We start from the raw sequence: 20,771 nt of genomic DNA on the forward strand, positions 1-20,771 counted from the left end.
TTTAGTTATTCAAAATCTCTTCAGCTTGCCTTTGCTTTAATCGCGATGGATACACTGCATCCATCGCGATTAAAAACTCTGCGACATTGGAATACGCTTCGCTTTCATACACTAACTTAGCGACTTCCTCTGCAAGTCTGCGTCCATGAATCAAGACTATTGGATACTTATCTTCAATCACTTCTCGTTGAACTGAATCTGAAAAATAACTGGTGGTTACATACACACCGAGCCAACCACGCTTTAAGCGAGCTACTGTACGAGCAATATGATTACCGCCCGTTGGCGTATTGAGTGACTCACATTTTGCCTGCCCTAGCACAATCAACTCCACTTTGGAGAATCCACTGCCCAACGTCACCTTACCGATAAAATCGGCACCACCGTCACCCGAGCCTTGAGTCACCCAGCCTTTTTGATAAATTCCAAGCTCCCTATCGATTACGCGCTCTGCAATAACCTCTGCAAGCGCCTCAAATCTATGCTTCTTGTTGGCATAGTAATCATAAATTTGATTTAAAATTTTATCGGACTCAGATCCCGGAATAGGCTTTTGATTTACCGTTTTCTCTAGACTCAGTTTGGAAACTCGGCGGCGTAATTTATTAAGGGAATTACTGCCTTCATTTAGCCATTGTCGCCAGCTTTTAGGGGCGGCATTATTGGTTATCGCAAGCGAAAAGCCTTTCTTACGGCGGCTATTTATCCAATCCCATTCGAATACTTCATGCTCCGCAGCAATGCAAAGCACAGTAAAATCAAAGGCATAATTTGTAAAAGTGCGAGCTAATTTATTGTCCCACTGAGTCACTAATTCGACACTATTGATGATCCCCAATCCATAAAATTGCGGATAGCCTTTAGCGACGCCATTAACTATCGCCCGCTTAAAAAACAAGATAGGTGGAGTTAATAATCTCTCGTCCACACTGTGTGAATGGGCTAAACGAAACGCTTCAAGTAGTGCTTTATTTCCTGGTGCTGTGGCAGGATCTTTACCAGGTTCTTTGTTGTCACCAAAGTAGCGAATATGGCCATTATCAACGTCATAAAAATCTTCCCAGGGGGTTTCTACTGATCCTTTTTTATTTGGGCTACTGGAAATCAGTATTGCCGGGCGCACAAGTTGACCCAAGCTCGTTTTGATTTTGGCGCAGGGATTGATTCCCTTTTCAAGTTGCAGGTTGTTGGCATCAATGGATTTGGTTAGAAAGTGGAAATTGAGGTGGCCATCTTCATACATGTTTTTACCACATGCTGGCTTTTTATATCTCAGTACATCACCAATCTGAATTTCCATTATTCGTCACCAATCCTTATCTAAGCAGCTTGGTGCAATATAACATACTGATATTTAATTAAAAGAAATGTGGATACCAATTGTGAGTATGCGCTTATTCAACTGCTAATTTGTAACCTCATTCAAGGCTCACACTGAAGTTGACGCGATACGAGGGCTTCATAGCGGAAAATGGTATCGATAAGCAGGCCCTCTGCGCCATGGATGGCGCGGTGGAGCCCTCATGGAAGAGTTTACGGCGTGCCTGCGGGCGATACCATTTTGTGGCCACTGTTGAGACTTAAAGCTAAGCACTCACTACTGCCCACTCGGCAATAAGTACCTCGTACTTCGGCCGCCGGCGTCAGCTTTCACTAAAAAGCCTTGCTCGACCATTTGCGCAAGGTGACGGGTGGCGGTGGCGCGACTCACCTTAGCGACTTTTTGGTACTGGCTACTATTCATCCCTAATTCAAAATCGCCATCTAACATCCGATTGAGCACTTTGGCTTGCTCTTGACTCAATAAGGATTGATCGACATTTTGCCAATACTGCGTTTTTAGCAGAGTCTTGTTCACATCAGCCATCGCATTGAGCAAACAATCATTGAGGGTTTCAAAAAACCATACTAACCAAGGAGTAATATCGACATTTCCCCTTTGAGTGGACTCTAAAATGTCATAGTAGGCTTGGCGACGGGCAAGAATACTGACCGACATAGCGTAAAAACGAATTGAGCGTTTTTCTGCTTGCGCCAAAGCTAAATCGGTCAACAAACGCGTGATGCGCCCATTACCATCATCAAGCGGATGCAGAGTCACAAACCAAAGGTGAGTTATCGCCGCGCGGATAAGCGGATCTAAACCCAGATCTTGCCTTGATGCATTAAACCATTCAATAAACTGTGAGAGTTCAGCGTCCAAAGTCGCTCGAGAGGGTGTCTCAAAATGTACCGTTGGTTTATCAATCCGGCCTGAGACAACCTGCATAGGCGTATCGCCACGTAGCACTCCACCAATAACGGGGTTTAACAGCGTATAACCCTGGGGAAATAACTGTTTATGCCAACCTAATATCCGCTCAAGGGTTAACTCTGTATCTAAATTTTTTAAGGCATCGAGCATAATGTCGGCCAAACCATCGGTTTGTGCCGTGGTCGGATACGGTTTGTCTTCGGACACACCGAGTTTTTTAGCCAAGGATGAGCGCACCGAAGCCGCATTGAGCTTTTCACCTTCAATGGCACTGGAGTGGATAATGTTAGCGAGTAAGGTGTCGAGTGCTGCCGCTGAGGTTAACTGGCTGTCGTCGTGACTTAGCATTTGCTTGCCGAGCAGTTGGCCCTGATTGAAATATACCTGACGTATCAGGGCATCAACTCTGCTGATATTCCAATGAAACTTAGGCCAATCGGCTTGCTGCCAAATCCACATATCCTACCCCATGAGTCAAATAACAAGCCTATTCTACTCACACAATGAGTCAATTAACAAACCTATTCGCCTCACAAAATGAGGCAAATAATACAAGTAATTGCCTCACCTTGCCCAACTGCTTCTAGCATAAAGGAATTTATCCTGTTGATTACCTCTACAACGCAATACCGACGCAACGCCAGCTTTGCGCTGCCAAAACCTGTGCACTGCGATATACTGCCAACGTTGATAAAACGCTAATGTTAAACCCCAATTTACCTACCCATCGCGACCACGCTGACAAGAATGCCGAGCCTAATCCATGCCTGATAACCCAACTATTGCCACCCTTCCCGATTCTCAAAGGCATAACCATAGTGAAGATGTGCAGCTCAATCAGCCACAGTGCGATTCGACTAAACCAAATGAAATCAGGCCAAGCTTACTCGCGCCGAATGCAACCAAACCGAGTGCAATTAAGCCAAATGCAATTAAGCATGAATCGGTTGTTGCCGAGCAAAAACAGAAGGTTATTTTTATCGGCTTGCCCCGCACGGGGACGACGAGCGTAAGCGTGGCGCTATTGGAGCAAGGCTTAAAAGTGGCACATATGGCGTTTACTAAAGCAGCCTTTATGCAGGCTGATGCGATTTCCGATGCGCCTTGTTTTAGTGATTTCAAGCAGTTGGATGAATTATTCCCCGAGGCCAAGTTTGTTTATCTTGACCGCGAGTTAGACTCTTGGGTGCCGTCGATGCAGATGTTACTCAGCCGAATGCTGCCACATTTGGATGCCAAAACTGGCCGATTCCACCCAATCATGAAGCGCAGCTTTCGCCATAGCTTTGGCGTAGGAATGGTAGAAAATCCGCAGGATGAACAACATCTTATCGATTGTTATCAGCGTCATAAAGCTGAGGTGGTTAACTACTTTGCGGGCAGACACGACTTACTCAGTATCGATGTGAGCCAACAAGGTGCCCTCGGTCAGCTATTGGCTTTTATGGGCCTAGCCGCTACCGAAAATCAGCAGAACTTTCCTAAGCTCAATGTCGGCCGCAATGTGGCTAGTTGGGATGAATATAAACACCCGAATAAGATCAGCGCCAATGCCTCGGGGCCTGAAAAACGTAAGTTCTTTGATTATAAAATCTAGGTTCTAGGTTCTAGGTTCTAGGTTCTAGGTTAATCATTATTTTTCCGACGCTTAACCACAGTTAGCCAGTCGAGACTCACGCCCGAAATCGCATTAAAACCGCGAATACGGAAGATAAGTTGCAGTAACTGCGGCCGAGGCCTGACTTTGGGTTCGACCGAGCGTGGAATAAACCACAGTGTCACAAATGCGCGCAGTATGGTCGATACTAAAAACACTACAAAAATCGGGCTACTGAGCCAAGCATTCCAGCCTGACCAGACTAAAAAATCCGCCGCATGGGAGGCTATCGTGCCACCGACCATTGCCCCCACAAATACGAATCCCGCACTGAGTGACGCTTGCAACGCTGCATAGGTAGCAAAGTCACTGCGAAAGGGACGAATATCATAAAGGTAATTGGCGGTACTTAAGGTAAAGCCGCTCCACGCCAGCCCAGAAAATGCCTGAATAAGGATAATATACAGATAGTTATCGGAAAACAGCCATAACAATGGCAAGCTTGGGATCATGCAACTGGTAATAATCATCACCAAACGATTGCCGAATTGATCGCTAAATCGCCCCCAAAACTTTAGCGTCACAAATTGAGTCGCTATCGAGGCCACACTCGCGAGCACAAATTCGATGTAGCTAAAGTGCAGGTTTTCTAGCATATACACAGCGAAAAATGGCGCCGATATGGCGACCATCGCCTGCATACTGGCCACAAACAAGCTGTACTGGCGAAAGGTTTTATCCTTCCATGCGCCGCGAAAATTGCGAATGGTTTGGATAAACACGCCGCGCTGCTTGGCTTCACGCGGATCAGGATCGTGCATTTGCAGTAATAACCAAGCCGAGACAAAACGCCCCATGGCGGCAATCGAAAACAGCAGCGTAAAACCCAACCACGCCATTTGCTGCGAATCGGTCAAGGTCAGAATACCACCGCCAATAAAGAACACGCTTAAGGATGCGCCCATGGTTAAGCGGGTACGCGCCGCGAAAAAAGCGCCACGGCGACGTTCAGGCACGATTGACCCCATCCACGCACGCCAATGGGGTTGGATAAGATTAATAAAACCGTGATACCCCACGGCGAGCGCGATAAATATCCATACTGCGTGCTCAGGCCGAAAGGCCGCTAACGCGCCCATTCCTAATACCAACACAGCCTGTAAAGCAGCACAGTAAACAATAAAACTACGACGGGAAAAGTGACTCGCTAACCAGACGGAAACTAACTGCGACATCGCCCCGAAGAGCTGCGGTAATCCAGTAACAAAACCCATTTGCGCAAGACTAGCACCGAGAAAAATCGCGTAAGCATTAAAAAAGTTATCGCTGGTTGCCGTCATCATCGACGAGGCAACGGCTTCCTGCTGCGAGCGGCGTAGAGTACACCTTAACCAGAGATTTCTGGCGCTACGGCGCGCACAAGTTAATGCAGTGGGTACTTCGTGGTTGCCCATTCCAAGCCAAATCCATATGAGACTAAGGGTTTTTAATGGTGCAATTATGTCGTATATAAGCAAAAAACAAAACGCCCCGTTTGGGGCGTTTGCTAAAAGAAAGCAGACTAGAAACAGGCTTTAAGTTCAGCCTCTTGGTCGAGCAGGCTTTGATACAAGGTAAACTGATTCGCCGCTCTATCCAGATTATGACCCTCACGGTGCACGTGGAAATACACGTCGCCATTGAGATAATCCGTTAAAAAACGCACGCCGATCATCAGGCAAATGACTCGCGCCCCAAGCCAAAGGCTGCGTTTTTCGACCTCAGTTAATACCTCGGAGAGCTCACTTAAATAGCCACGGCAAATGGCGGCAAAGATCGACTGGCGCACTTTAACATTTTCAAGGGCAGTAGAATCTTCTTCCTCGGGCGAACAGAAGGTACGCACCATATCGCCAAAGTCATACATTAGATGACCTTTCATGCAGGTGTCTAAATCGATAATCGCCATGCTCGACATGTCGCGCTTATCAAACAACATATTGTTGATTTTCGTGTCGTTATGGCAGATCCGCAGCGGTAACTGCGGCGAGATTTCAGCCAGTTCATCCAATAAACTCTGCTGTGACAGCGCATAATCAACCCATTGACGGCACGACCCTAAGCGTTTGGCTTTATCCTGCTGCACCGCTTGGCGCAGCATTTCCATCCGCCCAGGCAAGTGATGAAACTGCGGGATCACATCTTCAAGCTCAGTGGCGTCAAAATCACTTAATGCACAGGCAAAGTGACCAAAAGCCTTGGCGGCCATTTCAGCTTGCGCTTCGGACTTCACCACTTCGATACTTAAACTATGGGGTAAATAACTGATCGCACGCCAAAATCCCTGCTCACCTAAGTCGATAGCAAGTTCACCCTCTTGGGTAAGACAAGGGCTAACCACTTGCAGACCATATTGCTGCTGCAATGCCTTGGCGCATAAGTGATGGCTGATCTTATCGGCATTACTCACCAGCGCCTGCGGCGTCTTAAACACTTGAGTATTAATGCGTTGTAAAACTAGCTCACCCGTAGGCCAACGCACTAATAAGGTGTCGTTAATATGACCATTCCCTAACGCTGAGATTTTTGCCTCGTCGGCTTCAATTCCAAAATGAGGCAACACTGACTGCCTAATGAGTTTTATCACCCAATAACTCCATTAATTTTTGCTTTACCCAGACAGTATCCTGCGGATAGGTCACACCGAGCCAAGGTTCGCTGGCCACATCAACATAAACGGGCACACCTTGCTCAATTGCCACCTGAACCACTGCGGGCAAATAGCATTCCGATTTCGGCAATTGGCCCTGTTGTTCAATAAATACGGTTAATTGCTGTTTAATAACATCAAATATGCTTGGCGAAAAGCCCCAGCAGGTCATGGATACCAGCGACTGTGAAGGAAGCTTTGCGAATCCCATTGGTCCTTCGCCCACAAAACCATCTTCTTGTGCTTGAATATTTAACCACTCGGCGACCGAGCGTAACTGCCCATGCTCAACTTGGCATAAGCCACGGTTTACTCCGCCATGCTCAGATAACGTCAGCTCGATAGGATAAGCCACCATCATCCAATCATGGGGCCTTGCGGTTAATCCCTTCGCTAAAGAAGCAAAGGCGCTGTCGCCGTAAAAATCATCGGCATTGATCACAGCCATTGGCCCATTAACACAATTGCGGGCACACCAGAGCGCATGCGCTGTCCCCCAAGGCTTTAAACGATGGCTAAAATCAGCAAGCTTTGCGTCTTGTGGCAAATCACTTAATGACTGGTAGCAAAAGTGATATTCAAAGTTTGCGGGTAAAAACTGCGTCAATATCCCTAAGAGCTCCGCCTCAAGCTCAGGGCGGATCACTAATACGGCGCGCTGAAATCCACTGCGAATAGCCGATAAAATAGATAACACCAACATGGGTTCGCCAGCAGGCCCAAGGGAGGCTAACTGCTTATCGCCGCCAAAACGACTTCCAAGGCCCGCCGCCATAATGACTAAGGTCAAATCTGTATTCATGTGGGATTGAGTTTTCAGTTCGTATTAAAGAAATTTTCCCGAACCTCGCCGTCATCGGCTATGCGAGCGCATGTAACACAAGATCGGAGAAAAAGAGGAGCAAAAGTGTAATCTACCCCTCTAATCCTGACTAGCATTTAAGCTTATTTTTATCTATTTAACGGGCTAAATAAGTTCCAAAGGCACGATTTGGCTCTAAAACCGCTTGGCTGCCTTTGAGGCTGAACTTATAACCACACAAACCAATGCTGCCACGGCGGGCTAAATCGGTAATGATATTAGCGGTATCGAGCGGCGTGAAACGTGCTTCAGTGGCAGAGTCGGCAAGCAAGTCCACAGTGATAGTGCGATACTCAGTGCCATTATTAAACACCAGTGCACTACAACTCTTATCACCCTTCGCCGTAGCAATAGACCACAGGTTTTGCGGCTTGTCGCGTTCACCCAACCAACGAATAATTAATACATCTTGCTCTAACGCCACCGAAAAACCGTCGGGCAGATCTAAGGTCACACGATCGCTTGCTGCAATAGGTGCTGAAGGCACCGCTGGCACGACCGATTCGTCTACCTGCGACTCATCAGAACTAGGCCATAATCCCCATACCAGCAAGACTAACAACACAGCGCCCGCACCGCCGCCGACAGGCAACCAGTAACGGCGTTCCAGCTTAGGTAATTTAGGCAACTTAATATAACGACGGTAAGGAGCAAAAAACTCCGCCACGCCCCTAAACAATTCGGTCATAGAACCGGATTCTTTAGCTTCGGCGCGGCGACGACGCACTTCTTCAGCATGCTCGGTATCATTAAATACCTCAGCATTGTCATCGGGATCAAAGCGCCACACCGGCTCATCACTGTGCTCAGCAGGATCAAGCGGCGCACGCTTAAATTCTTCTCCCTGCAAATCCACTTGAGCTAAATCGACCTCGGCGAGGTCGATTCGCGTTTGCTCTACTCGGCTCGGATTGGCGGGACGAAAATCGGCATGCCCCTCAATTACAGCATCAGGCACCACAAAATCCGCTGGATTAGCAGTCATCTTAGTTAAGGCATCAAAGCGCAGCTCATCTTGGCGCAACACCTCAAGTTCTGGCTCAGCAACAGCAGACGAAATAGTTGGCTCTGTCTGGGAATAAGCTTCTGCCGGAGCCGCAACAGGAATATTTGCTGATACATCAGGCACCGCATTTTGCGCCGCGGCCGCCTTTGGCGTGATCACAGGTTCAACTCGGCGACGGGGGATCGCCTGCGAGATAGGCGCATCGAGTGCTGGTCCATAATAACCAAAACGGTAATCCACTATGGTTAGCGACTTCAAACGGGTTCCCCAAAAAGTCGCGCCAGCCCCCAACACTAACCCTAATATCGCCAATACTGGTGGCGCAGCCACTATATACAGAGCCAGTAAAATCAGTAGCGGCAGAATAAAGACTGCAACCAAGGCCTTAGGCTTAGCCGCATCATTTAAACGGCGCAGCGCAGTAAGGGCGAGCAAAGGTAAGCCCACCAACGCTAAAAGATACATTAAAAAGTTCGCCCCAAACGCGGCGACAGCCAGTGAAATGCCCAAATACACACCAACACTGATGGCCACAAAGCGGGGACGGGAATCACGCCCATGAAGGCAGAAAAGAGATTTTAACAGCACGACCCTTCCTTTATAGTGAAATAATCCTAGCGCACACGACTCTCAATGTCGCATAGGCACGAGCGTAACGAATTTAGCCGCAATTGTCAGTGCAATAAGACGCTAGATAAGCAAAAATGCTGATTATATCCATCTAAAGCTAAATCAGGCTTAATTCTCAGGCTCTGCAAGGCTTAGGGACGCAGAGATTTTCAGTATCTGATCTTTGAGAGATCATTAAACCGTAAAAATGCACCAACGGCAGCGTTAACTGTCGCAAAACATAAATAGACAACAATTGCTGGCTAACAAGCCCTAGCGTTTTTAAGGTCAAAATCTGTATAATGCTCGGCTTTCTGGGCCCTTCTTGCGTTAACCAACTGGATATTTTGCTCATGACCGCACGCGGAAATTTATTTATTGTTTCAGCCCCGAGTGGTGCTGGTAAATCCTCGCTAATTTCGGCATTGTTAAAAGACAAACCTGCCGATATGCAGGTTTCAGTATCGCACACCACCCGTGCGCCTCGCCCTGGCGAAGTGAATGGTCAGCACTACCATTTTGTTAATGTTGAAGAATTTAAAGCACTGATCGCGCAAAATGCCTTTTTCGAGTGGGCCGAAGTGTTCGGTAACTACTATGGCACTTCACGCCACGTCATTGAGCACACTTTGACTCAAGGTATCGATGTTTTCCTCGATATCGACTGGCAAGGCGCCCAGCAAGTCAAAGCCGTGATGCCAGAGGCCATTGGTGTATTTATTCTACCGCCCTCACGGGATGAGCTAGAACGTCGCCTCACTGGCCGTGGCCAAGACAGTCAGGAAGTTATCGCCAGCCGTATGGCACAGGCGGTTTCTGAAATGTCGCACTATAAAGAATATGATTTTATTATCGTCAATGACGATTTTGACACAGCACTGGCCGATCTGCGGGCGATCATTCGCAGCCAACGCTTAACGGGTGCTAGTCAGATCCACGCGCAAAATGATATGCTTAACGATCTGTTGGCAGGCTAACTGCCTTAGTGTACAATTTTGCGTCATTTTTTCCCTAGATAAACTGGAGTTTCAACACATGGCTCGCGTAACTGTAGAAGACGCCGTAGAACAAATCGGCAACCGTTTTGATATGATCCTGGTTGCGGCGCGTCGTGCTCGCCAAATCGCCGTGCAGGGTAAAGACCCTATGGTTGAAGAGATGAACGACAAGCCAACGGTTATCGCCCTGCGTGAAATCGAACTAGGTTTAGTGAATGCTCACACTTTAGATGCTGACGAGCGTCAATCAGTGCGTGAGCGTGAAGCAGCTGAAATCGCAGCTGTTGCAGCCATCGCTGAAGGCCGTTCACTATAAGTCTAATTGAGTCACACCTGTTTGGGTAAAGGAGAGCTGCCACTTGTATCTGTTTGAAGGTCTAAAGGAGTCTGCTTCCGGTTACTTAGAACCTGAACAGGTAGAATTGCTCAAGCAGGCGTACCAAGTTGCGCGTGATGCCCATGAAGGGCAAATGCGCACCAGCGGCGAACCTTATATTACCCATCCGGTTGCGGTTGCCCGCATCCTCGCCGAGATGCGTCTCGATCACGAGACGCTGATGGCTGCTTTGCTGCACGACACCATCGAAGATACCCATGTCACCAAAGAGGACTTGGCCGAACAATTTGGCGAAGCCGTGGCAGAGTTGGTTGAAGGGGTGTCTAAGCTCGACAAGCTGAAATTTCGCGATAAAAAAGAAGCCCAAGCGGAAAACTTTCGCAAAATGATGATGGCAATGACGCAGGATATCCGCGTTATTCTCATCAAGCTTGCCGACCGTACCCACAACATGCGTACCTTAGGTGCACTGCGCCCCGATAAACGCCGCCGCATTGCCCGCGAAACCTTAGAGATTTACGCGCCGATTGCCAACCGACTCGGTATTCACAATATCAAGACGGAGTTAGAGGATTTAGGCTTCCAAGCCTATTATCCGATGCGCTATCGGGTGTTAAAGGAAGTGGTCAAAGCTGCCCGTGGTAACCGTAAAGAACTCATTCAAGGTATTGAAGCTGCGGTATTAACTCGCCTAAACGATGCGGGCATTAAAGGCAAAGTGAAAGGTCGCGAGAAAAACCTCTACTCCATCTATAACAAGATGCAGAGCAAGGAACTCCAGTTCCAAGAGGTGATGGATATCTACGCCTTTCGCGTCATCGTCGACTCCATCGATACTTGCTACCGCGTCCTCGGTGCTATGCACGGCCTGTATAAACCGCGTCCGGGTCGCTTTAAAGATTATATCGCCATCCCAAAAGCCAACGGTTATCAGTCGCTACATACCTCGTTATTCGGCCCACACGGCGTGCCCGTCGAGATCCAAATTCGTACCGAAGATATGGATCAAATGGCCGACAAAGGGGTTGCGGCCCACTGGGCTTACAAAGGCGGTGCCGATGGTCAAGGCACTACCACGCAAGTGCGTGCCCGCAAGTGGATGCAAAGCTTGCTGGAACTGCAACAGAGCGCCAGCACCTCCTTCGAATTCGTGGAAAACGTTAAAACCGAACTCTTCCCCGAAGAGATTTACGTCTTTACCCCCGAAGGTCGCATTTTAGAATTACCGGTTAACGCCACCGCCGTCGACTTTGCCTATGAAGTCCACACTGATGTGGGCAATACCTGTGTCGGCGCCCGCGTTAACCGCCAAGCTTATCCGTTAAGCCAGCCATTAATCTCCGGCCAAACCGTTGAGATCATTACCGCCAAAGGCGCGCGTCCGAATGCCGCTTGGCTTAACTTTGTGGTGACGGGTAAAGCCCGCGCCAAAATCCGCCAAGTGCTTAAGAGCCTAAAAGCAGACGATGCTATCGCCCTTGGCCGCCGTTTGCTAAACCATGCGCTGGGTAAAACCAAGCTCGATAGTATTCCTGCCGAGCAAATTGATAAAGTCGTGCGCGATACCAAGCACGCCAATTTAAATTCCTTACTCGCCGACATCGGTCTTGGCAATGCCATGAGCATAGTCATCGCCCAACGTTTGATTGGCGATAATTTAGAGAATCAAGAGAGCCGCGATTCTCACCTGATGCCAATCCGTGGCACCGAAGGTATGTTAGTGACCTTCGCCAACTGTTGCCGCCCGATCCCAGGTGATGCGGTGATAGCCCACGTGAGCCAAGGCAAAGGCTTAGTCGTCCACATGGAAAACTGCGCTAACATTCGCGGTTACCAAGGCGAGCCAGATAAATATATTCCCGTACAGTGGGACAATGTCGAAGGCGTCGAATATCAAGCCAATCTGCGGGTGGAAATTGTTAACCACCAAGGCGCGCTGGCGAAGATCACCTCGATTATCGCCGCCGAAGGTTCGAACATTCACAACCTTAGCACCGAAGAGCGCGATGGCCGCGTTTACTTGATTAACCTGCGGATTTCGGTGAAGGACAGGATCCATTTAGCTAACGTGATGCGCCGTATCCGGGTACTGCCCGAGGTGTTACGTACATCCCGTAATCGTTGATCATTACTTTAGAGAGAGCGTCATGGCAGAAAAAATCATTATCGCGACCGAAAACGCCCCAGCGGCAATTGGCACTTATTCTCAAGCGGTTAAAGTCGGCAGCACAGTATATTTATCCGGCCAAATCCCACTAGTGCCAAGCACAATGCAGATCGTGAGCGATGATTTTGAGGCGCAAGTTGTGCAAGTGTTTGAAAACTTAACGGCCGTTTGTACCGCAGCTGGCGGCACGATCAACGATATCGTTAAGCTCAATATCTTCCTAACGGACTTAAGCCACTTCGCAAAAGTGAATGAAATCATGAGCCGTTACTTCAGCCAACCTTACCCTGCTCGCGCCGCTATCGGTGTGAAGCAGCTGCCTAAGGATGCGCAAGTCGAAATGGATGGCGTGATGGAGCTGTAAGCTTCCACCAATTTTACGAGGCGCTTAGGCGCCTTTTTTATTGCCTAATGCACCCGCGGCTCCTGCTCTGACCTGTGATTAAGTTCATTTTCATTTCATACTCAAACGATAGGCTAGTCCGCCAATTTTAAGATTTTACAATCTTGCAAACTATTTGCGTGGCCTCACAAAACTCGCCATACTGGGCACCTATGTTGGGGTTAAAATAACAATAAAGAACAGGGAATTGCCTATGGATAATGCGATTAAGACGCCAGTTGAAATGTTGGCGCACTGGGCGAATACACGTGGGGATGAGATCTATTTGCGCCAGCCCATCAAGGGACAATACCTTGATTTCACTTGGAATGAAGTGCAAGAAAAAGTGCAGCAACTCGCGGGTGCACTGCGCCATTTAGGCTTAGAGCCGGGCGATAAGATTGCCGTGCTCTCTAAAAACTGCGCCGAATGGTTTATTACCGACCTCGCCTTGATGCACGGCGGCTATATCAGCGTTCCCATCTACCCCACCGCCAATACAGATACTATCCGCTATGTGTTGCAACATAGTGGTGCCAAAGCGATTTTCCTCGGCAAGCTCGACCACTGGGCCGATCAAGAAGCCGGCGTCGGCGGTGAATTACTCCGCCTTGCCATGCCCTATGAGACCATGCCGGCTCAATATCAGTGGGAGCAACTGCTGAAGATGGGCAACCCTCTGATTGAAGCGCCATTACCTGAGCTCGATCAGACCATGACGCTGATTTACACCTCGGGCTCAACGGGCCAACCTAAGGGCGCGATTCAGACGTTTGCCAGCTATGGCTGGACTTGCCAAGCGGTGGTGCGCGATCTGCGTACCAATGGCAACGACAGATTATTGTCCTACTTACCGTTAGCGCATATTACCGAGCGTGTGGCGATCGAAGGCTCATCTTTTTATTCTGGCAGTACCGTCGCCTTCGTCGAAAGCTTAGACTCCTTCGTTGCCGATGTGCAGCGGGCTAAACCTACGGTGTTTTTCTCGGTTCCGCGACTGTGGAGCCTGTTCCAGAAGAACATTATCGACAAGATTGGTGTTGGCAAACTCAATCTATTGCTAAAAATCCCACTAATTAGCAGCCTAGTAAAACACAAGATCCACAAAGGATTAGGACTCAACCATTGCCGCTTACTCGGCTCTGGCTCGGCGCCTATTCCGCCCTCTCTTATTCACTGGTACCACAGCATTGGCTTGGATATCTGCGAAGCCTGGGGTATGACGGAAAACTGTGCTTACTCCATCATCAACTATCCCTTCGATGTGCGCAAAATCGGCACTGTGGGTAAACCCGTGCAGGATTGCCAAATCCGCCAGGGTGAGGACGGCGAACTGCTACTGAAGAGTCCCGGCCTGATGACGGCCTATTATCTGCAACCCGAAGCAACAGCAGCGGCCTTCGATCCCGATGGTTTTTTCCATACTGGCGACCTCTGCGCTATCGATGCCGATGGTTGTGTGACTATCACTGGCCGCGTGAAGGACAACTTTAAAACCGCTAAGGGTAAATACGTCGCTCCAGTGCCAATTGAACGTAAGCTCGCGCAGGATCCCCATGTGGAGCTGATTTGCGTTATTGGTTCTGGTCTGCCGCATCCCGTCGCATTAGTGCAACTTTCCGAGGGCGCGACCTTACAAGCCCGCGAGGAAGTTCGCACATCTTTAAAAGCGACCCTCGATAGCGTGAACCCACATTTAGAGTCCCATGAGCATGTGGATGCGATTGTGGTCGTGAACGAGCCTTGGACCATCGAAAACGATGTGCTAACTCCGACACTGAAGATCAAACGTCATGTGCTCGAGAAGGCATTTAGCGAGCGTGTCGACGGTATTCGCGGTGCGCAAGTACGCTGGGAAGATGAGTTATCTGCAAAATAACCCATCGAATCCTGACGTAATGACACTCACCTCTAAAGCACACCTTTTCGGTGTGCTTTTTTATGACATATTCTGTCAAAGCGTTTGAAAAACACGTATCATGTGCGCCTGTCAGCGTAAGGTGATACACCTTAAATCAATTCACTTAATTAGGTTTAACAGAGTCTAAAATGCTCATTGCACTTTCAATTATCGGCGGCTTTATCATTTTAACCTTAGGCGCAGAAGCCTTAGTCCGTGGCGCGAGCTCCATCGCCCTACGTCTTGGCATTACGCCACTCATCATCGGCTTAACCATTGTGGCCTTTGGTACCAGCGCGCCCGAACTTGCGGTGAGTGTCAAGTCAGCACTGGCAGGCAATAGCGGCATTGCGCTGGGTAACGTGATTGGCTCTAACATCGCCAACATTGGTTTGATTTTGGCGATTACCGCTCTTATTCGCCCGATTCAAGTACAGTCTCAGATGGTAAGACGGGATATCCCCTTGATGATCCTCGCCTCTATGCTGTTTTGGGGATTGTTATTTGATGGCGAACTCAGCCTGATTGACGGCGTGATTTTATTATCACTGCTTGTTGGCTACCTCGTATTCAGCTATTTCAGCTCGAAAAATACCACAGATGCCGATGGCGAAATCATCGAAGAAGGCCCTAAAAACCCATTACTCTCAGTGGCCTTTATTGTCGTGGGTATCGGCATGTTAGTCGGTGGCGGGATTTTATTTGTGAACGGTGCGGTCGATTTAGCTAAAGTTTTTGGCGTGAGTGAAGTCATTATCGGCTTAACCATTGTCGCTATCGGCACCAGCATGCCTGAGCTAGTGACCTCAGTTTTAGCGGCGCTCAAAGGTGAGAGCGATATTGCTATCGGTAACGTGGTTGGCTCTAACCTATTCAACATTCTGGGTATTTTAGGTGTGACTGCGATTGTGCACCCAGTATCAGCCTTAGGTTTCCAATCCTTCGACTTTATCGTGATGCTCGCCCTAGCCGTAGTGATTTTACCCTTCGCGTGGTCGGGACTACGCATCGGTCGCCGTGAAGGTGCCACACTGCTTGTCGCTTACTTAGGCTACATGATTTACCTCGTCAACCAAGCCAGCACCCAAGCCGTCGTTTAACGCGCTGCGCCTTGCCTTACAAAACACCGGAGCTTCTCCGGTGTTTTACTTTTAGGCCTAAGACATGACATTTGTCATGCCCAATTGATGACCTTTGTGCCTGCACTCAGCCCAAGGTATTTCTGATAATGAAGCCGTCCCCAAGCAATGGGTTATCACTTCAATAAGGAAATACCATGAAAACATTCTTACTGTTATCAAGCCTTGCCCTCGCCTGCGCGCCCGTATTCGCGGCTTCCAACTCGAGTATCAATATCGCAGAAGTCGACAAAGCGGCAAGCACCTTGAATATCGAAAAATTACAACAGCTCAGCACGACAACACAGGATTACGAAGCAGCCTATGCCAACTATCGTTTAGCCATCAGCGCCAATGTTATGGGGCAAAAAACCTTGGCGGAACAGGCCTTAACTTCGGCGCAAACCAGCTTAGAAGCCATCAACAATACCCAAGCCGATGCCGAGTCCCTCGCACTATTATCGTCCGTTTACGGCATGCAAATCGCCTTGGATAACAGCAAAGGTGCCGAGCTTGTGAGCAAATCCGCCAATGCCATCGCTCAAGCCGAACAGCTGGCACCGCTTAATCCGCGGGTCGCATTAGTAAAAGCGATTGCCGCCTATAATACGCCCGCCATGTTTGGTGGCAGCATGCAAGTTGCCAAGTCACTCGCCAGCAGCGCCATTGAACGGTTTAATCAACCTTGCGAGGACATATGCTGGGGTGAGGCCGAAGCTTACACTTGGCGCGGACTCGCAAAACAGGAATTAGGCGACGCCCAAGGGGCGATTGAAGATTGGCAACAGGCGCTGCAAGTGGAAAAAGATTATGGTTGGGCTAAGTTTTTACTTCAGCAAAATCAGCAAATAAGTGCAAAATAATCCCAGAAAAGGCGAAAGGATTGGCTAACGTTTGAGGCCAATCCTACTCTCAGCAGACGCAAAATGGATCTTAGGCGAAGCGATATGACAAATAACCCCCTACAACTTGAACGAAAGCTCGCATGGGTGTACTTAATAAACCTCGCGTTTTATCTGATACCGCTGTTTATTACGCCTTATCCTAGCTGGCAAATTATCTTAATTTTAGCCGTGCTGGTTCCCTTTATTTACTGTTATTTTTGGACCTACCGCAGTAATTTCCGCAGCGCCCATCGGCCTATTATCGGCATGTTAGTACTTGCTATAGCCATTACCCCCATTAATCCCGGGTCCATCTCACTCTTTACCTTTGCCAGTTTCTTTATTGGTTTCTTTTATTCCTTTAGAGTTAGCTTGTTATGCTGGTTCGGGATACTAGTTACACTGTTCTTGCTCAACTACGTTAGTCAATTCAATAGCTACTATTTTCCAATGTACGGCTCAGCCTTAGTATTAGGGGTTGGTATGCTCGGTAAAGCAGAGCGAAGACGTTACCAGCATAGATTGAAGGAGCGACAAAGCGCCAAAGAGATCAGCACCTTAGCCACTATGGTTGAACGGGAGCGTATCGCCAGAGACTTGCACGATATTATGGGGCACAGTTTGTCATCGATTGCTCTAAAGGCTGAATTGGCCGAAAAACTACTAGCGAAACAAGAATATCAACTTGCAACGACTCAACTACAAGAGCTAGGACAAATTGCGCGGGAAAGCTTGAGCCAAATAAGGCATACCGTCTCAGACTATAAACACAAAGGCTTAGCAAGTTGCATCACCCAGCTATGTAATTCACTCAGGGATAAAGGCATCTACGTAGAGTTAATCGGTGAATTACCAAAACTACCCGCCAGAACAGAAAGCCAACTTGTGCTGATTTTAACTGAACTCGTGAATAATATTTTGCGCCACAGCAACGCGAGCCAATGCAGCATTCAATTTAGTGAGCAGGCAAATACCCTTAATGTCGAGGTTAAAGATAATGCCTTAGCAAGACCTTTTGTCGAAGGAAATGGGCTCACAGGTATCCGTGAACGTCTCGATAGCCTCGGAGGTCATTTACGCTATAATCTTGAGCAGGGATATGCCTTTAGCGTTACTTTACCTTTGCAGGGAGCAACAGATTAATGAAGATTCTATTGGCAGAAGATCAAGCCATGGTGCGCGGCGCGCTCGCAGCACTATTAACTCTCGCTGGCGGTTTTACCATTACTCAAGCCAGCAATGGCGATGAAGCATTAAGCCTCCTCAAACAGCAGCATTTTGACCTGTTACTGACGGATATTGAAATGCCGGGACGAACTGGTTTGGAACTAGCCGCTTGGCTAAAGGAGCAACATAGCCAAACCAAAGTGGTGGTGATCACAACTTTTGGCCGCGCAGGTTATATTAAACGCGCTATCGAAGCGGGTGTCGGTGGATTTTTGCTAAAAGATGCGCCCTCAGAAACCCTCGTCAGTTCAATTCAACAAGTGATGGCGGGCAAACGCGTTATCGATCCTGAGTTAGCCATGATGGCAATTGGCGATGTCGATCCCCTCAATGATAAAGAACGCCGCGCCCTTCGGTTTGCCAGCGAAGGCAAATCCACCGCCGAAATTGCCGAGATACTGTTTATTGCCGAAGGCACGGTACGTAATTAACCTGAGCTTCGGATAAGAATTTAGCTCCCAAAAGGAACTAAATGCTCGTTCCCTGATCCGATCATTCGACCAAGAGTGATTAGAAAAAGGAACGAGCATGAACAAACTAGTTGAAACTTACTGTGATGTCGATGATTTCTGTCAGTTATTTATCCCACATTGGCAACGCTTATTGCTTGATAATGGTGAAATGAAGCGTAATAGACCTTGTCGCCTTTCTCCCGCAGAAGTGATGACCATTATCATTCATTTCCATCAATCACATTACCGAGATTTCAAAAATTATTATCTGCACTATGTTTGTCGCCAGCTAAAACCCTATTTTCCAGAGTTGTTGAGCTACACTCGTTTCCTTGCATTAATGCCTAGCGTCGTTGTCCCTATGTGTAGCTATCTGACTTCAAAGCTTGGAAAGCCAACGGGAATTCAGTTTGTCGACTCCACTAAAATTGAAGTCTGTCATATTATTCGAGCGAAGCGAAATAAGGTTTTTGAAGGCATTGCCGAACATGGAAAGGGAACTATGGGCTGGTCGTTTGGATTTAAACTGCATCTTATTATCAATCACTTGGGTGAAATTGTAGCGTTAAAACTGACGAAAGGTAATGTCGATGACAGGCAACCTGTCAGTGAAATGGCTGAGTCTCTTTTTGGTAAGCTTTATGGTGATAAAGGCTATATTAGCCAAGCCCTAACAGGTGAGCTTTTGGAAAAGGGCGTTGAGTTAATCACCACAGTTCGTAAGAACATGAAGAAAAAGTTTATTTCTCTATGGGATAGAGCAATCTTAAAAAAGCGATTCATCATTGAAACAGTGAATGACCAATTGAAGAACATTTCCTATATTGAACACTCAAGACACCGCAGCGAGCATGGGTTCATGCTCAATCTACTTGGTGGATTGATTGCATATTGTTTAAAAGAAGAAAAGCCATCGTTAAATCTAACAGCTCAGGAGCTTGAACTGTTAGATAGCTCTAATTTAGTGCTGGCTTAACCAGATCTGAGGTTAATTATTTATCCGAAGCCATTGCCAAACTCAACGCGAGCAACCGAATCGATGCCGCCCGCATCGCCAAGCAAAAAGGTTGGTTATAGCTCAGCTAGTAGTCATAAATGCAGTAAATGCGCTCGAATTTTCCCGATACGAGATCGTCTCGGTGGATAATAAAATTCAACTGCATTGAGTGCTCACTATAGACGACTTTAAGCAGCACCAGATAATCTTCGGCATTGCCGCCTAATTCAGCTGCGGCGCGGAATTCGGGTGCTTTATAGCGGCTATCACCATGGCCATTAATACTGGCTATCCCATCGAAATACGGCAGCGGCTGCTCGGGGACAAGCAATGCCTGCAAGTTAGATGACTGCCACTCGGTATTAGCCCATTGCGATTGAGTGAGAATCTGACCAGGGATAAACCCGTGCTCATTCAATTGTATCAGCTCATAGCCCTTGAGCTGATCTTGCCACTCTGGAGCCAATTCATCATCCACAACCGCTAGGGCATCCAGCACCATAGCTTGTTGCGGTTCTGGTAGCGCTTGTAAACGTGCCTTGGCTAACTTTACTAAATGCGGGTTGTCACTATTAATCATGTCAGGGGCTATCATCTTAATGCTGGCAATTCCCTGAAGTTGATAAGCCGCCTCATACTCATAGTTTGCACATACAGCATCGTCGAATTTAGGTTCAGCAATCGCTTTCCCAGAGTTCAGTTGCTGATCTTCAGCGACATAATAGACATGGCCGCGAAGCATTTCTGAGAATCGCCAGCGCTCCAAAAAGAACAACAATCGCCCTTCTCGGGGCAAGTAGGATTGTAACGCCTTCAGTTCGCTACAATTGATCTGCGCGATAAATTGCATGGGTACACGAAAGGCCTGCGCCGCCTCGTCCCAGTCCCAAAGATGCGCCTCATCTGTCTCCCAATCGTCCTGCCAGTCCTCCCGCCAATGCTCATTAATAAACTCGCGGGTATGGCCAAAGCTCTCAACATAGCCATCCAACATCTCCTCCCTTCCGACCAAGGTCACTGGATAATCCATGCCGATAGGCAAATCCGGCAATCCACCCAGTCGGCTATTACCTAATTGCGCATAGTCCTCGATTGCGCAGGGATAGAGATCGACACTACTTCGAATAAATGCCGAAAGCGTATGGGCAAGATGCGGGTCTTTAAACTGCGCCAACTTTTGCTCGAGCAGCTGCTGACGAATGGGGGAATTTTCTGCTAACAACATATCCATATTTACCTCACGACTCCAATATTGGCTTTTTATCATTTCTATCAAATATTTGCTATCGCTT

17 protein-coding genes and 2 pseudogenes are annotated in these 20,771 nt (G+C 48.0%); 12 read left to right on the forward strand and 7 right to left on the reverse strand.

The window, feature by feature from the left end; genetic code table 11:
• Position 1: 1 nt before the first annotated feature.
• Complete coding sequence (locus tag FJD32_RS20810) at positions 2 to 1,300, reverse strand: restriction endonuclease (RefSeq protein ID WP_088586245.1); 1,299 nt, start codon at positions 1,298 to 1,300, stop codon at positions 2 to 4.
• A gap of 297 nt (positions 1,301 to 1,597) precedes the next feature.
• Entirely contained in the window at positions 1,598 to 2,713 is a 1,116-nt protein-coding gene (locus tag FJD32_RS20815; RefSeq protein ID WP_088586246.1) for a Fic family protein, read from the reverse strand.
• A gap of 304 nt (positions 2,714 to 3,017) precedes the next feature.
• On the opposite strand from FJD32_RS20815, the gene FJD32_RS20820 reads away from it, so the two are divergent.
• Positions 3,018 to 3,851, forward strand: coding sequence for a sulfotransferase family protein (locus FJD32_RS20820; protein ID WP_088586247.1), 834 nt, complete (start codon positions 3,018 to 3,020; stop codon positions 3,849 to 3,851).
• 29 nt (positions 3,852 to 3,880) lie between these two features.
• Here FJD32_RS20820 and FJD32_RS20825 read toward each other — a convergent pair whose 3' ends face one another.
• The 4 genes from FJD32_RS20825 to FJD32_RS20840 all read right to left on the reverse strand — a co-directional run bounded on the left by FJD32_RS20825 (position 3,881) and on the right by FJD32_RS20840 (position 8,996).
• Entirely contained in the window at positions 3,881 to 5,305 is a 1,425-nt protein-coding gene (locus tag FJD32_RS20825) for an MFS transporter (protein ID WP_055647869.1), read from the reverse strand.
• A gap of 107 nt (positions 5,306 to 5,412) precedes the next feature.
• Positions 5,413 to 6,477, reverse strand: coding sequence for an aminoglycoside phosphotransferase family protein (locus FJD32_RS20830; protein WP_037426411.1), 1,065 nt, complete (start codon positions 6,475 to 6,477; stop codon positions 5,413 to 5,415).
• Complete coding sequence (locus FJD32_RS20835) at positions 6,461 to 7,342, reverse strand: NTP transferase domain-containing protein (protein ID WP_088586248.1); 882 nt, start codon at positions 7,340 to 7,342, stop codon at positions 6,461 to 6,463. Before FJD32_RS20835 ends, FJD32_RS20830 begins: the two co-directional genes overlap by 17 nt.
• Positions 7,343 to 7,499: 157 nt before the next feature.
• The gene (locus FJD32_RS20840) at positions 7,500 to 8,996 is read right to left on the reverse strand and encodes a hypothetical protein (RefSeq protein ID WP_140906895.1); all 1,497 of its coding nucleotides are present in this window, start codon (positions 8,994 to 8,996) and stop codon (positions 7,500 to 7,502) included.
• Between the two features lie 374 nt (positions 8,997 to 9,370).
• Between FJD32_RS20840 and gmk the strand changes: the two genes are divergently transcribed.
• The 11 genes and pseudogenes from gmk to FJD32_RS20895 form a co-directional block, all read left to right on the forward strand.
• The gene (gene gmk, locus FJD32_RS20845) at positions 9,371 to 9,994 is read left to right on the forward strand and encodes a guanylate kinase (RefSeq protein ID WP_140906896.1); all 624 of its coding nucleotides are present in this window, start codon (positions 9,371 to 9,373) and stop codon (positions 9,992 to 9,994) included.
• 58 nt (positions 9,995 to 10,052) lie between these two features.
• Positions 10,053 to 10,331, forward strand: coding sequence for a DNA-directed RNA polymerase subunit omega (rpoZ, locus tag FJD32_RS20850; protein WP_011624339.1), 279 nt, complete (start codon positions 10,053 to 10,055; stop codon positions 10,329 to 10,331).
• 43 nt (positions 10,332 to 10,374) lie between these two features.
• Complete coding sequence (gene spoT / locus FJD32_RS20855) at positions 10,375 to 12,477, forward strand: bifunctional GTP diphosphokinase/guanosine-3',5'-bis pyrophosphate 3'-pyrophosphohydrolase (protein WP_140906897.1); 2,103 nt, start codon at positions 10,375 to 10,377, stop codon at positions 12,475 to 12,477.
• 22 nt (positions 12,478 to 12,499) lie between these two features.
• Complete coding sequence (locus FJD32_RS20860; protein WP_011718553.1) at positions 12,500 to 12,883, forward strand: RidA family protein; 384 nt, start codon at positions 12,500 to 12,502, stop codon at positions 12,881 to 12,883.
• Positions 12,884 to 13,115: 232 nt separating this feature from the next.
• A complete protein-coding gene (locus FJD32_RS20865; RefSeq protein ID WP_011718554.1) occupies positions 13,116 to 14,780 on the forward strand; it encodes an AMP-binding protein in 1,665 nt (554 codons plus the stop codon).
• A 170-nt stretch (positions 14,781 to 14,950) separates the two neighbouring features.
• Positions 14,951 to 15,901: a calcium/sodium antiporter gene (locus tag FJD32_RS20870; protein ID WP_011718555.1), complete on the forward strand. Its 951-nt coding sequence runs from the start codon at positions 14,951 to 14,953 to the stop codon at positions 15,899 to 15,901.
• Between the two features lie 176 nt (positions 15,902 to 16,077).
• Positions 16,078 to 16,782, forward strand: coding sequence for a hypothetical protein (locus tag FJD32_RS20875; RefSeq protein WP_011718556.1), 705 nt, complete (start codon positions 16,078 to 16,080; stop codon positions 16,780 to 16,782).
• Between the two features lie 84 nt (positions 16,783 to 16,866).
• Positions 16,867 to 17,946 (forward strand): sensor histidine kinase, encoded by a 1,080-nt coding sequence (locus FJD32_RS20880; protein ID WP_099457103.1) that lies wholly within the window; start codon positions 16,867 to 16,869, stop codon positions 17,944 to 17,946.
• Positions 17,946 to 18,458, forward strand: a pseudogene (locus FJD32_RS20885) (response regulator); the annotation flags it as partial. The gene FJD32_RS20880 and the pseudogene FJD32_RS20885, both read left to right, overlap by 1 nt.
• 100 nt (positions 18,459 to 18,558) lie before the next feature.
• Positions 18,559 to 19,458, forward strand: coding sequence for an IS982 family transposase (locus FJD32_RS20890; RefSeq protein ID WP_088585327.1), 900 nt, complete (start codon positions 18,559 to 18,561; stop codon positions 19,456 to 19,458).
• Between the two features lie 14 nt (positions 19,459 to 19,472).
• A pseudogene (locus tag FJD32_RS20895) lies at positions 19,473 to 19,559 on the forward strand (DNA-binding response regulator); the annotation flags it as partial.
• A 5-nt stretch (positions 19,560 to 19,564) separates the two neighbouring features.
• Here FJD32_RS20895 and FJD32_RS20900 read toward each other — a convergent pair.
• Positions 19,565 to 20,710, reverse strand: coding sequence for a DUF1963 domain-containing protein (locus tag FJD32_RS20900; protein ID WP_099457105.1), 1,146 nt, complete (start codon positions 20,708 to 20,710; stop codon positions 19,565 to 19,567).
• Positions 20,711 to 20,771: the final 61 nt, after the last annotated feature.

Origin of the sequence: Shewanella sp. LC6, from assembly GCF_006385735.2 — a bacterium.
Classification (GTDB): Bacteria; Pseudomonadota; Gammaproteobacteria; order Enterobacterales; family Shewanellaceae; genus Shewanella; species Shewanella xiamenensis.

What these genes read in the sequence shown, in the direction of transcription:
- FJD32_RS20890 (WP_088585327.1), top strand. Translation starts at nt 18,559, where the DNA reads ATGAACAAACTAGTTGAAACTTACTGTGATGTCGATGATTTCTGTCAG.
- FJD32_RS20820 (WP_088586247.1), top strand. Translation starts at nt 3,018, where the DNA reads ATGCCTGATAACCCAACTATTGCCACCCTTCCCGATTCTCAAAGGCAT.
- gmk (WP_140906896.1), top strand. Translation starts at nt 9,371, where the DNA reads ATGACCGCACGCGGAAATTTATTTATTGTTTCAGCCCCGAGTGGTGCT.
- FJD32_RS20900 (WP_099457105.1), bottom strand. Translation starts at nt 20,710, where the DNA reads ATGGATATGTTGTTAGCAGAAAATTCCCCCATTCGTCAGCAGCTGCTC.
- FJD32_RS20835 (WP_088586248.1), bottom strand. Translation starts at nt 7,342, where the DNA reads ATGAATACAGATTTGACCTTAGTCATTATGGCGGCGGGCCTTGGAAGT.
- FJD32_RS20875 (WP_011718556.1), top strand. Translation starts at nt 16,078, where the DNA reads ATGAAAACATTCTTACTGTTATCAAGCCTTGCCCTCGCCTGCGCGCCC.
- FJD32_RS20865 (WP_011718554.1), top strand. Translation starts at nt 13,116, where the DNA reads ATGGATAATGCGATTAAGACGCCAGTTGAAATGTTGGCGCACTGGGCG.
- FJD32_RS20825 (WP_055647869.1), bottom strand. Translation starts at nt 5,305, where the DNA reads ATGGGCAACCACGAAGTACCCACTGCATTAACTTGTGCGCGCCGTAGC.
- rpoZ (WP_011624339.1), top strand. Translation starts at nt 10,053, where the DNA reads ATGGCTCGCGTAACTGTAGAAGACGCCGTAGAACAAATCGGCAACCGT.
- FJD32_RS20815 (WP_088586246.1), bottom strand. Translation starts at nt 2,713, where the DNA reads ATGTGGATTTGGCAGCAAGCCGATTGGCCTAAGTTTCATTGGAATATC.
- FJD32_RS20860 (WP_011718553.1), top strand. Translation starts at nt 12,500, where the DNA reads ATGGCAGAAAAAATCATTATCGCGACCGAAAACGCCCCAGCGGCAATT.
- FJD32_RS20870 (WP_011718555.1), top strand. Translation starts at nt 14,951, where the DNA reads ATGCTCATTGCACTTTCAATTATCGGCGGCTTTATCATTTTAACCTTA.
- FJD32_RS20880 (WP_099457103.1), top strand. Translation starts at nt 16,867, where the DNA reads ATGACAAATAACCCCCTACAACTTGAACGAAAGCTCGCATGGGTGTAC.
- FJD32_RS20810 (WP_088586245.1), bottom strand. Translation starts at nt 1,300, where the DNA reads ATGGAAATTCAGATTGGTGATGTACTGAGATATAAAAAGCCAGCATGT.